Annotated in this window: 12 protein-coding genes; 10 read left to right on the plus strand and 2 right to left on the minus strand. The window is 58.7% G+C overall.

Features of this window, described 5'->3' with window-relative positions; genetic code table 11:
• Window positions 1-414: 414 nt before the first annotated feature.
• Window positions 415-1,056 (plus strand): helix-turn-helix domain-containing protein, encoded by a 642-nt coding sequence (locus ABRP66_RS09100; protein WP_284770470.1) that lies wholly within the window; start codon window positions 415-417, stop codon window positions 1,054-1,056.
• Window positions 995-1,891, plus strand: coding sequence for an IS30 family transposase (locus ABRP66_RS09105; protein ID WP_284770469.1), 897 nt, complete (start codon window positions 995-997; stop codon window positions 1,889-1,891). Before ABRP66_RS09100 ends, ABRP66_RS09105 begins: the two co-directional genes overlap by 62 nt.
• A 282-nt stretch (window positions 1,892-2,173) precedes the next feature.
• Here the strand turns inward: ABRP66_RS09105 and ABRP66_RS09110 are convergent, their stop codons facing one another.
• A complete protein-coding gene (locus ABRP66_RS09110) occupies window positions 2,174-2,551 on the minus strand; it encodes a hypothetical protein (RefSeq protein ID WP_284770468.1) in 378 nt (125 codons plus the stop codon).
• Between the two features lie 863 nt (window positions 2,552-3,414).
• On the minus strand, window positions 3,415-5,058 hold the full coding sequence (gene groL, locus ABRP66_RS09115) for a chaperonin GroEL (RefSeq protein WP_284770467.1): 1,644 nt from the start codon (window positions 5,056-5,058) through the stop codon (window positions 3,415-3,417).
• Window position 5,059: 1 nt separating this feature from the next.
• On the opposite strand from groL, the gene ABRP66_RS09120 reads away from it, so the two are divergent.
• From ABRP66_RS09120 to ABRP66_RS09155, 8 genes are all read left to right on the plus strand, one after another.
• Window positions 5,060-5,203, plus strand: a complete 144-nt coding sequence (locus ABRP66_RS09120) for a hypothetical protein (protein ID WP_156904629.1) — start codon at window positions 5,060-5,062, stop codon at window positions 5,201-5,203.
• 227 nt (window positions 5,204-5,430) lie between these two features.
• Window positions 5,431-6,798, plus strand: coding sequence for a dipeptidase (locus ABRP66_RS09125; RefSeq protein WP_349838603.1), 1,368 nt, complete (start codon window positions 5,431-5,433; stop codon window positions 6,796-6,798).
• A 247-nt stretch (window positions 6,799-7,045) separates the two neighbouring features.
• Entirely contained in the window at window positions 7,046-10,054 is a 3,009-nt protein-coding gene (locus tag ABRP66_RS09130) for a Na+/H+ antiporter subunit A (RefSeq protein WP_349838604.1), read from the plus strand.
• Window positions 10,055-10,555, plus strand: coding sequence for a Na(+)/H(+) antiporter subunit C (locus ABRP66_RS09135; RefSeq protein WP_284770463.1), 501 nt, complete (start codon window positions 10,055-10,057; stop codon window positions 10,553-10,555).
• Window positions 10,548-12,368, plus strand: a complete 1,821-nt coding sequence (locus tag ABRP66_RS09140; protein ID WP_284770462.1) for a Na+/H+ antiporter subunit D — start codon at window positions 10,548-10,550, stop codon at window positions 12,366-12,368. The genes ABRP66_RS09135 and ABRP66_RS09140 overlap by 8 nt, the downstream gene beginning before the upstream one ends.
• The gene (locus ABRP66_RS09145; RefSeq protein WP_237801145.1) at window positions 12,361-12,888 is read left to right on the plus strand and encodes a Na+/H+ antiporter subunit E; all 528 of its coding nucleotides are present in this window, start codon (window positions 12,361-12,363) and stop codon (window positions 12,886-12,888) included. The genes ABRP66_RS09140 and ABRP66_RS09145 overlap by 8 nt, the downstream gene beginning before the upstream one ends.
• Window positions 12,888-13,163, plus strand: a complete 276-nt coding sequence (locus tag ABRP66_RS09150; protein WP_023018012.1) for a monovalent cation/H+ antiporter complex subunit F — start codon at window positions 12,888-12,890, stop codon at window positions 13,161-13,163. Before ABRP66_RS09145 ends, ABRP66_RS09150 begins: the two co-directional genes overlap by 1 nt.
• Window positions 13,160-13,540 (plus strand): monovalent cation/H(+) antiporter subunit G, encoded by a 381-nt coding sequence (locus ABRP66_RS09155; RefSeq protein ID WP_005279458.1) that lies wholly within the window; start codon window positions 13,160-13,162, stop codon window positions 13,538-13,540. Before ABRP66_RS09150 ends, ABRP66_RS09155 begins: the two co-directional genes overlap by 4 nt.
• The last annotated feature ends 1 nt before the right edge of the window (window position 13,541 follow it).

The raw sequence follows: 13,541 nt of genomic DNA on the forward strand, positions 1-13,541 counted from the left end.
GACTCAACGTCCTCTACGCCATGATGCGCAACCACGAGTATTACCACGACCCCGCCCCAGCAAAAGAAGCCGCAGCAACCTAACCCCTAACAACGAAACAAGCCGACTGGAAAAATCCCAGTCGGCTACCAATCGCGCGCAAAACAACACACCTAAAAATCCCGAGTTGAGGATCCACCCCGTCAACCCCACCCGCGAGACTGCTTGAGTTCAGAGGGTCGTTGCAACACTTTCCCTTAGGAGGGTGTTGTTGTGCCTGGGGTTGTTGGCCCGTTTCATTCGTTGTCTGAGTCGGATCGTCGTGGCTTGGTGTCCATGGTTGGCAGTGGGCGTAGCGTTCGCTCGGCTGCTGGTGAGCTTGGCTGTCATTACGTGCATGCTTTGAATTTTTGTCATGCTCATGGAGTGCCAGTCGTGCATAAAGCCAAACGAGTTGATCGCCGCGGTAGCCAGGCTTTACAGCTTGTAGAACTAGTTAAAGGCGGACTTTCGGTGCACCAAGCCGCCAAAACGTGTGGGGTGCATCCCACCGCTGCGTATGCCGTTGCTACAGAAGCCGAGTGTCATATCCGGCTATCGAGGTATGCCCGGAAAGTCCGCCAAACACAGTTAAGGGTGGAATACTTACGCCTTCGGTTGGCGAGCTTGCCTGTTGGTGATGCTGGGGCTGGGGTAGGAATTGATCGTCGATTGTCTTTAGACTTCGAAAAAGGACTCATCAAATCCGGAGGACCGCGTAAAGAGTTCATACCCGTCGGCGAGGACGCGACCACGTATAAAAGACTCATGAAAGCGCTGCGCCAACGCCATGACGTCATCGAATCTGGACGGCTTTGTGCCCCTGCCTTGCCTGGCGGTGTGGATCCGTATAAACGCATCAGTGATCGCTATATTTGCTTTGAAGAACGCGTTATTATCGCCGACCTTCTTCGTGAGCATGTGCCGCTGCGGGAAATCGGGCGCTGTTTAGGGCGAAGTGCCTCGTCAATTCAGCGTGAAGTACGCAGAAACCACAGCGCCCAAGGCCCGTATCGTGCAGAAACCGCCCAGTTATAAGGCCTGTGCGCGGAGATTGCGGCCGAAAATACCGAAACTGCTGGCCAACAAAAGGTTATGGGACTATGTATGCGCACAATTGCGGGCACAATGGTCACCGGAGGAGATTTCCAATCGCCTGCCCATCGACTACCCCACTGATAAGGACATGCGCATTAGTCACGAAACGATTTATGACGCCTTTTATCTACAGTCCAAAGGAAGACTCAAAGACCTTGGCTTGGACTTGCCTACCGGCAGAAAGAAACGCAAGAAACGCCACACACGCACCACCACACCGGCCCAGCAACGCTTCGTTGACGACATGATCCTCATCGACGACCGGCCAGAAGAGGTTACTGAACGTATTTTGCCAGGCCACTGGGAAGGCGACCTCATCCTTGGTAAAAATAACCAATCCGCGGTGATCACATTAGTAGAACGCGTCAGCCGATTTGTTGTCCTTGGCCACCTGGCAGGCAGGCACACCAGCAAAGAAGTATTCACAGCCCTGCACAAGGCTGTTACTGGAATCGATAAAGCACTCTGGTCATCAATTACCTGGGACCAAGGAAGCGAAATGGCAGGCCATAAATCCTTTACCATGGCCACTGACATTCCCATCTACTTCTGCCATCCAGGATCACCGTGGGAACGCGGCAGCAACGAAAACACCAACGGCAGGCTCAGGAGAAACCTTCCCAAAAACAGCGACCTGTCCATCTACAGCGCCGAGGACCTAGAGATGATCGCCAACATTCACAACCACAAACCACGCAAAGCACTCAACTGGCGCACCCCAGCCGAAGTAATGACCAACGCCCTGACACAAACCGGTAGTATCACACCAAAGTAACCATCATCGTTGCAACGACCCCTAGAATCCAAGCTGACAAACTACATAGGAACACCCCCCTGCTACTTGACCCCAGTTTTGTTCTCATCTCTGAAAAAGAGAAAAATACGTCCAGCTCACACTGAACCGGACGTATTTTTAACAAGCCAGCACTGATTTCATCTCCTGCGGATTCCGTCTACTGAAACTTGACCTATCTTTAATATCGTCAGTGAAAGCAGAAGAAGTGCTTATGCCTTCATTCAAGCTTCACGCATCCGCAAATCCCCATATCGGTGCGACTTAAAGCAAGCTACCGAGTGCGCTGAGATCGAGATCGGAAGAGTTGAAATCGTTCAAGAAGTCAGGAGAAACATCCCCGTTGAACAGGTCGAAATCAGAGGACCCAAGATCGTTCAACAATTCGGAAGAGCCTGCATCGTTGAAGAACTCAGAAGAGCCGTTACCATTGAACTGCTCGGAGGAGCCAAGATTTTCAAAAGAGGAACCGCCAATTTCAAGACTGATGTTTTCCGGATAGGTGGGAGAAGACAGTGGCGGGACTTCTGGGAAATTAATCTCAGGTAGCTTTATATCGGGAAAGTTTCCGCCAGAGACTTCTACCAACAAGTCTTTTATCGGGCCAGAAACGATTTCATTAATCTGGAGCAACAGATCCACTTCAAATCCTTTTCAATCGCTGAAATTGTACTGATGAGACTGAGTGTGGCCAAGTAATGTCGAACAACATGAACAACATGGGCACGCTGCGGTCAGTATAGGCTAACTTTGTAACTTTATGGGAATAACTTCTCTCGATTGACCACAAATAGGGGTGTCGTTGTTAAGCTCATCGCCCGTGTAAGTGGAGTGTCTACCAGTAGTTTTCCTGTAGCGGAGTTTCAATCTAGCCTCCGCCCGGAAAGTGAATTCTACAGAGGGTTGTTGTGCTCTTTTAGTCAATAATGTGGAAGTAATTTCTTCGAAACTCGAAGTGCACTAGGTATTGATCCGTTTGAGTAGATGGGAAGTGGCTAAGGGTTGTGCGTAGGTTTCCAACCTGTAAAAGGAGATAAGCCAGAATGACTAGTGCAGCATGATGTGGTCGACGCTGATAATGCCACAATCAATGCGATCGAATCGACACTTGAGCCTAACCTCCGGAGGTGCCCACTTTCCGAGGTTAGGCCAAGCATCACAACGCTGTGCTCGTCGCACTCGCTCGCCGACAACTCAACGTCTTCTTTGCCATGACGCGACATCACAAGCATTACCCTGACCCCGCCTCAGTTAAAGAAGCCGCAGCAGCCTACCCCCATAACCGCGAAACAAGCCGACTGGGCAAAATCCCAGTCGGCTACTAGGCGCACATAAAACGACACTAAGTCAGAGATCCGTCCCTGGCCGCCCCTACCGGCGAAATTTGGGAACTAAGTAGGGGCATCCCGCGTACGTTCAGTATACTCTGAGGCCCACAGCTTTCGCCAGACTCAGGCGCATATAAGAGCGGGAGCTCAGTATGCGCCAGGCGTTGTGCAGGGCTCTTAGAAGCCCATGCCGCCCATGGCGTCAGCGTCGGGCATAGCGTTGTTGGAGCCGGCAGGCTCTGGCTTATCAGCCACAACAGCCTCGGTGGTCAGGAACAGTGCCGCAATGGACGCAGCGTTCTGCAGTGCAGAGCGGGTGACCTTAACCGGGTCATTGATGCCGGATTCCATGAGGTTGACGTACTCACCGGTAGCGGCATTCAGGCCCTCGCCAGCAGGCAGGCCAGAGACCTTATCTGCAACGACGCCAGGCTCCAGGCCAGCGTTGTGAGCGATCTGCTTCAGCGGTGCAGACAGTGCCTCGCGGACGATATTTACACCGGTGGCTTCATCGCCTTCGGCCTCGATGGAATCAAGGACGGAAGCGGCCTGCAGCAGGGCAACGCCACCGCCGGCCACGATGCCTTCTTCCACGGCTGCCTTGGCGTTGCGGACAGCGTCTTCGATGCGGTGCTTGCGCTCCTTGAGCTCAACCTCGGTGGCGGCACCGACCTTGAGCACGGCCACGCCGCCGGAGAGCTTAGCCAGGCGCTCCTGCAGCTTCTCGCGGTCGTAATCAGAATCGGAGTTCTCAATCTCGGCGCGGATCTGCTTGATGCGGCCATCGATCTGCTCCTGGGTGCCAGCACCCTGGACAATGGTGGTCTCATCCTTGGTGACAACGACCTTGCGTGCCTGGCCCAGGTACTCGAGCTCGGCGGTCTCGAGGGAGAGGCCAACCTCTTCGGAGATGACCTGGCCGCCGGTCAGGATGGCCATGTCCTGCAGGGTTGCCTTGCGGCGGTCACCGAAGCCCGGAGCCTTCACGGCAACGGACTTGAAGGTGCCGCGGATCTTGTTCACCACGAGGGTGGACAGGGCTTCGCCCTCAACGTCCTCAGCAATGATCAGCAGCGGCTTGCCGGACTGCATGACCTTTTCCAGCAGCGGGACGAGATCCTTGATATTGGAGATCTTGGAGGAAACCAGCAAGATGTACGGATCCTCCAGGACTGCCTCCTGGCGCTCCATATCGGTAGCGAAGTAGCCGGAGATGTAGCCCTTATCAAAGCGCATACCCTCAGTAACCTCGAGGTCTACGCCAAAGGTATTGGACTCTTCCACAGTGATAACGGAGTCCTTGTTTACGGAACCGTTGCCCACGGTGTACATAGCCTCGGCGATCTTCTCACCGATTGCCGGGTCTGCGGCGGAAATGCCAGCGGTGGTAGCGATCTGCTCCTGGGTTTCTACTTCCTTTGCGGAAGACAGCAGGGAGTCCACAACCTTCTTGGTCGCGGTCTCGATGCCGCGCTTAATGCCCATTGGGTTGGAACCAGCGGCTACGTTGCGCAGGCCTTCGCGGACGAGTGCCTGTGCCAGAACGGTTGCGGTGGTGGTGCCGTCGCCGGCGACGTCATCGGTCTTCTTAGCAACTTCCTTGACCAGCTCGGCGCCGATCTTTTCGTAAGCATCCTCGAGCTCGATTTCGCGAGCGATGGAAACGCCGTCATTAGTAATGGTCGGTGCGCCCCAGGACTTTTCTAGGACGACGTTGCGGCCCTTGGGCCCGAGGGTGACCTTGACTGCGTCAGCCAGAGTATTCAGGCCGCGCTCAAGGCCGCGGCGGGCCTCTTCATCAAAAGCGATAATCTTTGCCATAGTGTTTGTGCTCCTTGGATTTATTGAGGACGACACTCACGTCTTTCTCGCTGCGGACGCCCGCGACGGCATGGCTGGTGAGTGTGGACCAACCTCAACCACAACGATGGAGATTTATCTAGCACTCATCCTGTCCGAGTGCTAACGCCCATTCTGGCACTCTCCTACCCCTACTGCAAGAAACAACGCGCTTGCCTGTAGCGATCTTTTGCCCGCCGCACACCGCTGTAGCACTTCCCCTCGGAAGGATGGCGGCGACGGAAGGTGGCGCGGTGGGGAAGGTGGGGGCATCGGCAAGCGCGGGCAGGAATGCATAGGAATTGTCGTGCGGATCTGTATTGCAGCCCAAGCGCTCAAGGTACCTTGGATTGCATGACAGATATGATTGACAGCATACGTAGCGACCGCGACACCATCTTCCGCCAGCTCAGCGAGCTCGTGGCATTCAACTCCGTGCACAATGAGCCGGGCTTGGAAGACCAAGCCCAGGGCGCAAGCCAGTGGGTGAAGGCCGCGCTTGAAGAAGCCGGGGCAACGGTAGAAACCATCACTACCGCGGATGGCTCCACCGCGATTTTGGGCGAGCGCAAGGGCGAGGAAGGCGCCAAGACCGTCCTGTTGTACTCGCACTACGATGTCGTGCCCGCAGGAGACCGCGCGGCCTGGGAATCCGATCCGTTCACCCTGACCGAGCGCGCCGATGCCGAGGGCACCACCCGCTGGTACGGCCGCGGCGCCGCGGACTGCAAGGGCAATGTGGCCATGCACCTAGCGGCCCTGCGCGCACTGGAAGCCAATGGCGGTACCAAGGTGAACCTGAAGTACCTCATCGAAGGCTCTGAAGAGCGCGGTGGCGAGGGCCTGTCCCAGCTCATCAAGGACCGCCCGGAGCTTTTCGCTGCCGATGCCATCCTGATTGCAGATGCCGGCAATGCCGCGGTGGGCCAGCCCACCTTGACCACCTCCCTGCGCGGCGGCGCGCAGATTGAGGTCGAGGTCAATACCCTGGCCGCGCCCGTACACTCCGGCCAATTCGGCGGCGCGGCCCCAGACGCAGTGAAGGCGCTGATGCGCACGCTGGATTCGCTCACAGATGAATATGGCCGCACCACCATCGATGGCGTGGATACCAGCGCCCACTGGCAGGGCCAGGACTACCCGGCCGAGGCCTTCCGCGGCGATGCGCAGCTGCTCGAGGGCACCGAGATCATGGGCTCCAAGGATCCGGAGGGCGCTACCCCGGTGGCAGATATGGTGTGGTCCCGCCCGGCCATTTCCGTGACCGGCTTTACCTCTACCCCAGTGGCTGAGGCCGTCAACGCCGTTCCTGCTACCGCGGCCGCCAAGCTGAACCTGCGCGTTCCAGCCGGAACCGATGCCCGCGCCATTGGCGAGGCCGTGTGCGAGCACGTGAAAAACCACGCGCCGTGGGGCGCGCACGTCAAGGCGGAGGTCGTGGAGGCCAATGCTGGTTTTTCCACCGACCCGGAAAAACCCGCCGTGGCACTTTTGGGCCAGTGCCTATCCGAGGCTTATGGCAAGGACACCGCAGCGCAGGGCATGGGCGGCTCCATCCCGCTGACCACCGAGCTGCAGGAAGCACACCCCAACGCGGAAATCGCGCTCTACGGCGTGGAGGAGCCCAAGTGCACCATCCACTCCGCCAATGAGTCCGTCGATCCCACCGAGATCGAGCACATCGCCACTGCGGAGGCGCTTTTCTTGCAGCGTTACGCATAGAAAAAGCGCGCAACGGGTGGCATATAATACTGTGCGCTAAAAATAATCTTTCGAAGTTGTGGAAAAACCGGTAAACTTTCGACGAGTTGACCCCGTTTCCGGCCACGCTGCTTGCACAAGTGGGACAGTTCGTACTCGGCCGAGTACGAACTGTCTTGGTGTGTATATGCTCCCGGTGCATATCGTCACGCCCCGCGGCAACGAGGGTCTGAGAACTTGACACAACCTAAGGAGCGCAGATTCCAACGTGCTAATACTTCTGGGTGCCCTCATCGTTGCCACCGTGGTTGCACCGCTGCTCATTATGAATGTGGGCCGCCCAGCCTTTGGTTTATTGGCAATAGTTCCCGGTGTCGGTTTCGTGTGGACCCTCGCGCACTTTGCCCGGGGCACCTTCCGCGACGGCGGCGCGCTGAATTACACCATCGAGTGGATGCCGGCCGCGCACCTCGCCGTGGATCTGCGCATGGATGCCCTGGGCGGGCTCTTTAGCCTCATCATCTTAGGGATGGGCGCTTTGGTCCTGCTGTATTGCTGGGGTTATTTCGATTCCACGCGCCGCCGGCTTGCCATGTTCGCCAGCCAAATGGTGGGGTTTGCCACCGCCATGTTTGGGCTTGTGACCTCCGATAGCCTGCTGCTCATGTACGTCTTCTGGGAGATCACCTCCCTCTTGTCGTACCTATTGGTCAGCTACTATGCCGAGCGCGCCTCCTCGCGCCGCGCTGCACAGCAGGCCCTGATGGTCACCGTCATGGGCGGCCTCTCCATGCTGATGGGCATCTGCCTGCTCGGCCGGCAGACCGGGGCGTGGACGTTTAGCGAAATCAGCGCATACGATCACTTCCCCCAAACGCCGTACGTCACCGTCGCCATCGTGCTTATCCTGGTCGGTGCGCTCACCAAATCCGCTATCGTGCCGGCACACTTCTGGCTGCCGGGTGCGATGGCAGCACCAACCCCGGTCTCGGCGTACCTGCACTCCGCGGCCATGGTCAAGGCCGGAATTTACCTGGTCGCGCGCCTGGCACCGGATATGTACGAGGTAGCCACCTGGCACCTCGTGGTCATTTCCTTAGGCGTATTTACCATGCTGCTCGGCGGCTGGATGGCGCTAAAACAAAAGGATCTCAAGCTGATTTTGGCTTATGGCACGGTTTCCCAGCTGGGCTTTATTACCTCCATCGTGGCGGTTGGCTCCCGGGAAGCCATGCAGGCGGGCCTGGCGCTCACCTTTGCCCACTCACTCTTTAAGGCTGCACTCTTTATGGTGGTTGGTGCCATCGATCACTGCTCGGGCACGCGCGATATTACAAAGCTATCCGGCCTCGGGCGCAGGCAGCCCTTCCTCTATGGCATCGCAGTTATCTCCGCCCTGTCCATGGCGGGTGTTCCCCCACTCTTTGGCTTCGTGTCCAAGGAAGCCGTGCTGGAATCCACCATGCACGAAGAGCTGCTCATTGGTATGCCGCGCAATATGATCCTGGTGGCTTATGTGGCAGGCTCCATCCTCACCATGGCCTATGCCCTGCGCTTTTTGTGGGGCGCCTTTGCCACCAAGAACCTCCCGGACGATAAAGACGGCGTCTCTAAGGCTGTGGCCACGATGCACAAGGTCAATGTGGGCCTGTGGCTCGCCCCGGCCGTGCTCACCGCGCTGACCATCGTGCTCGGCATCGCGCCGCAGGCGCTCTCGGCGGCCATCGATCAGCACCTCGATTCCACCTTTGGGACAGGTGACTACCACGGCCTGGCCCTCTGGCACGGATGGTCGGTGACCTTGGGCGTATCCGCCATCATCATCGTGGCCGGAATCATCGTCCACTGGCGCCGCCAGGTACTCGAGCAATGGCAGTTTGCGTACCCCGCGCTTGGTGATGCCGACGCTGTCTACGACAAGGTCATCTCCACCCTGCGCAAGCTCTCCCTGCGCACCACGGCCGTTACCCAGCGCGGTTCGCTGCAGCTCAACCTGACCGTTATCTTCGCCACCGTGATGGTGCTGCCGCTGACGATGCTGATTACCGGTGATCTCACGGATATCCGCATGGTGGTTGCAGAAAACCCCTGGCAGGTCGTCGCCGCCATCATCATGATGGTGGCCGCCATCGCCGCCACGGTCACCGATAACCGCCTCTCTGCCGTCATCATCGTCGGCATTACCGGCTATTCCTTATCCTTCGTCTTTGCCATCCACGGTGCCCCGGACTTGGCGCTAACCCAGCTGCTGACAGAAACCATCATCATGGTGCTATTCATGCTGGTGCTGCGCCGCATTCCGGCGTCTACCGAGTGGAAGCAGGACCCGAAGATGGGCCGCCTGCGCGCGTGGCTATCCGTCGGCACCGGCCTGACCGTCACCATCGTGGCGATGTTCGCCATCAACGCGCGGTCTGCCGAACCCATCTCGCAGTACATGCCGGAGCTGGCCAAGGAGATTGGCCACGGCGCCAATGCCGTCAACGTCTTGCTGGTGGACCTGCGCGCCTGGGATACCTTTGGGGAGATCACGGTCATTATCATCGCCGCGCTCGGTGTAGCTTCCCTGATTTACCGCACCCAATCCTTCTCCAGGGACAGCCGCCGGCCTACCCTGCAGGTCACGGGTCGCCGCTGGCTGGCCGCGGGCTCGGAATCGGAGCAGGCGCTCAACCGCTCGCTGATGATCGATGTCTCCACCCGCGTGCTCTTCCCCTCCATGATGGCGCTGTCGTTCTACTTCTTCTTCGCCGGGCACAATGCGCCAGGCGGCGGTTTCGCCGGTGGCCTTGTGGCCGCTCTCGCGCTCATCCTGCGCTACCTGGCCGGTGGCCGCGCGGAGCTCGATGAGGCCCTGCCCATCGATGCCGGGCGCACCATGGGCGCTGGCCTCTCCTTCTCCGCCCTGGCGGTGGTGGTGCCGATGTTCTTTGGCTACCCGCCATTTACCAGCGGATATACCTCACCCGAGATCCCGCTTATCGGCGCGGTCTCGCTGCCTTCGGCGCTGGTCTTTGACTTGGGCGTCTACCTCATCGTCGTGGGGCTAACGCTCTACGTGCTCAGCTCGCTCGGCGCCAAGCTGGATGAGGAAGAAGAGATGCGTAAGCAACGCGCTCGCGACCGCGCCCGTTCCCTGACGCGGAAGAACCGGGAGCGCAGCACCAAGCAAAAGGCCCAGCGGGCGCAAAAACAAGAGAAGAAAAAAGAAAAGATACCAGCCGCAACGAGCTCTTCCGGCACAGGTTCCGGGGACAACGCAGGAAAGGAGAAATAAATGCAAGCCAACCTCTTCCTCCTGCTCGCCGCCGGAGTAATGGTTTCTGCGGGCATCTACCTTTTGCTCGACCGAGCCATGACCAAGATGCTGCTCGGGCTGCTCTTGCTGGGCAATGGCGCCAACCTCTTCATGCTGCAGGCCGGCGGCCCTGCGGGTTCACCGCCCATCGATGGCCGCGAGGCCGAGCCTTATGGCAGCGATATTGCGGATCCTCTCACCCAAGCGATGATCCTTACCGCCATCGTCATTTCCATGGCACTGACGGCCTTCATCCTTACCTTGGCCTACCGCCAGTACCGCTACCGCACCGCCGACGTCATTGAAGATGACGCCGAAGATACCGCGATTGCCGCCAAGGCCTCCAAGCCCGGCAATGCCGCGGCGAGCGCAGACCACGATGCCTCCAATGACCCCGCCACCGGGCGCGCCACCAAGGAAGGCGATAATTTCGGCCCCGAATCCTTCGAGGAGCCGGTGAAGGGAGCCGAAGATGACTGAGCCATTCCACCAAGCTGCCGAAACGATGTACCCGTACGTCGGTGTGCTTATCCCGCTGCCCATTATCATCCCGGCCGTGGCCGCAGCGCTCTCGCTGCTGTTTGCCCGCATGCCTAATGTGCAGCGCCAGATCGCCTTTTTCTCCCTGCTGATTACGGCTGCGGTGAACGCGAGCCTGATCATAATAGTGGATTTCCATGGCATACAGACGCTGCAAATAGGCGGCTGGGACGCTCCCGTGGGCATCACGTTAGTGGCGGACCGGCTCTCCACGATGATCCTCTTTACCTCGTCTGTGGTGCTGTTCTCCGTCATCTGGTACGCCATTTCCCAGGGTGTGCGCGATGGCACCAAGGATGAACCCGTCGCGGTCTTTTTGCCCACCTACATGTTGCTGACCATGGGCGTGAATATCTCCTTTTTGGCCGGCGACCTATTTAACCTGTACGTCGGCTTCGAGGTCTTCCTCGTGGCTTCGTACGTGCTGTTGACCTTGGGGGCATCGGCAGGCCGCGTGCGCGCCGGCGTGGGTTATGTGATGGTCTCGATGGCCTCATCCATGATCTTCTTGCTGGCCCTGGCATATGTCTATGCCTCCGTCGGCACCATGAACATGGCCCAGATTGGCCAACGCATGCAGGACATCCCGGAGGGCACCCGCACCGCCATCTTCGCCACCTTGCTCGTGGCCTTTGGCATTAAGGCAGCAGTGGTGCCGCTGGCCGCGTGGCTGCCAGACTCCTACCCCACCGCGCCCTCGCTGGTCACGGCCGTGTTCGCCGGTCTGCTGACCAAGGTCGGTGTGTATGCGATCATCCGCGCGCGCACGTCCATTTTTACCTATGGTGGGCTCGATACCGTGCTGATGTGGGTGGCGCTGGCCACCATGCTGGTGGGCATCTTGGGCGCCATCGCGCAGACCGATATTAAGCGTTTGCTCTCCTTTACGCTGGTCAGCCACATCGGCTATATGATTTTCGGCGTCTCTTTGGGCACCGCCCAGGGGCTATCCGGCGCTATTTTCTACGCCATCCACCACATTTTGGTGCAGACCGCGCTCTTCTTGGTCGTCGGCCTTATCGAGCGCCAAGCAGGTACATCCTCGCTGCGGCGCCTGGGCTCGCTAATGTATTCCGCCCCGCTTATCGCCGTGCTGTATTTCATCCCGGCCATCAACCTGGGTGGTGTGCCGCCGTTCTCTGGCTTCCTGGGCAAGATCATCCTCATTCAGGCAGGTGCCAATGAGGGCTCCTGGCTGGCGTGGGTGCTCATCGGCGGCGCGCTGGTGACCTCGCTGCTGACGCTCTACGTCATGATGCTGGTCTGGGCCAAGGGCTTCCAGCGCGACCGCGCTGATGCCCCCGAAGGCAATGTCGCCCTAGCCCGCCCGGCCCCACTTTCTGATATCACCGATGAGGTCGAATTTTCCTCCCGCCAGGATGTCGGCCGCGTGCCGTTCGGCATGGTGGGTGCCACGGCGCTGCTGGTCATTGCCTCGACCTCGATTACCTTCCTGGCCGGCCCGATTTCCGGTGTCACCTCCCGCGCGGCCGAATCCGCACAGGATACCTCCATTTATCAGTACGCCGTACTGGGAGAAAATGCAGATAACCCCACCCGGCACCTTGACCAGAAGGACCGCTACGAAGGCGGCGCGGACTCGTACAAGGAGCGCAGCCACCTGCTGCCAGACCCCGGCCCGGCGCACGATCCGGAATCCGGCGACAAGGAGAAGCCAAGCTCGGACGCACCGGCGAAATCGGAGGCACCAGAAAGCCCTACCCCAGTAAAGAAGGAGGCCCGCGATGACTAAGAGCCGCTTTGCCGGTGTGCGCTACCGCTTCCGGCCGTGGTTTACCGTCTGGATCACGGTCATGTGGTGCATGCTCATGGGCGAAATCACGGTGGGCAATGTCGTCGGCGGCCTCCTCGTCGCCCTGGTCATCGTCTTCGCCCTGCCGCTGCCGGCGATGCCGATTGCCGGCGTCGAGGTCGCGTGGGGCAAATTCCTGCGCTACATGCTGCGCTGGTTCTGGGAGCTGTTTTATGCCTCCCTCAAGGTGGGCTGGCTGGCCTCCCGGCCGCAGCCACTGCCTAAAACCGCCATCCTGGAATTGCCGATGCGCCTGGAAAATGAGTTCATTCTCTCCCTTGCGGTGACCCTGTACAACCTGCAGCCGGGTGGAACGGTGACAGACATTGACATCGCCAATCGCATGATCACCATCCACATCCTGGATGCTCGGGATGAAGCACAGATTCAGCGCGAAATCGATGCCGTGTCCCGTCTAGAATCTTCCATGATCGAGATCTTTGAAAGGAGCCACCCATAATGGATCCGCAGATCTATCACGCCATCCTGCTGGTTCCCGCATTCTTGCTGTGGGTCTCCGTATTAATTACCGTCTGGCGCATTATCACCGGGCCCAACTCCCTCGACCGGCTGGTGGGAATGGACGGTTTTACCGCCATGTTCCAATGCGCTCTGGCGACCTATATGTGCTGGTCGCTAGATACCTCCGTGGTCTCGGCCATGCTGGTCATCGCGCTGCTCGGCTTCATCTCCACCGTGTCTGTTACCAGGTTTAGGAAGAGGGATAACCAATGAGTTGGTCTCTAATCGCCGATATCCTCTCGCTCATCCTCGTCATCAGCGGCAGCCTGCTCATCCTCGCCGCCGCCATTGGCTTGGCGCGCTTTAAGGACACGATGTCCCGCGTCCACGCCGTGAGCAAGCCGCAGACCACCGGGCTCATCCTCACCATCATGGGTGCGTTCATCCGTATTACTGGCGCGGAATCTTTCAGTATGGCCGAGCGTGGTGATTTGGGTATGCTTATTTTGCTGGTACTGTTTGCGATGTTTACCAGCCCGGTAACAGCGCAGCGCACCTCACGCATTGCACGCCGTGAAGGCCTGTATGGTTCCGAGGAATCGATGTCGCGCAATGACCGCCCCGCCGGCCGTTCGCTGCGCCGCAAATAGG

Origin of the sequence: Corynebacterium sp. KPL2680, from assembly GCF_040225675.1 — a bacterium.
GTDB lineage: Bacteria > Actinomycetota > Actinomycetes > Mycobacteriales > Mycobacteriaceae > Corynebacterium > Corynebacterium rhinophilum.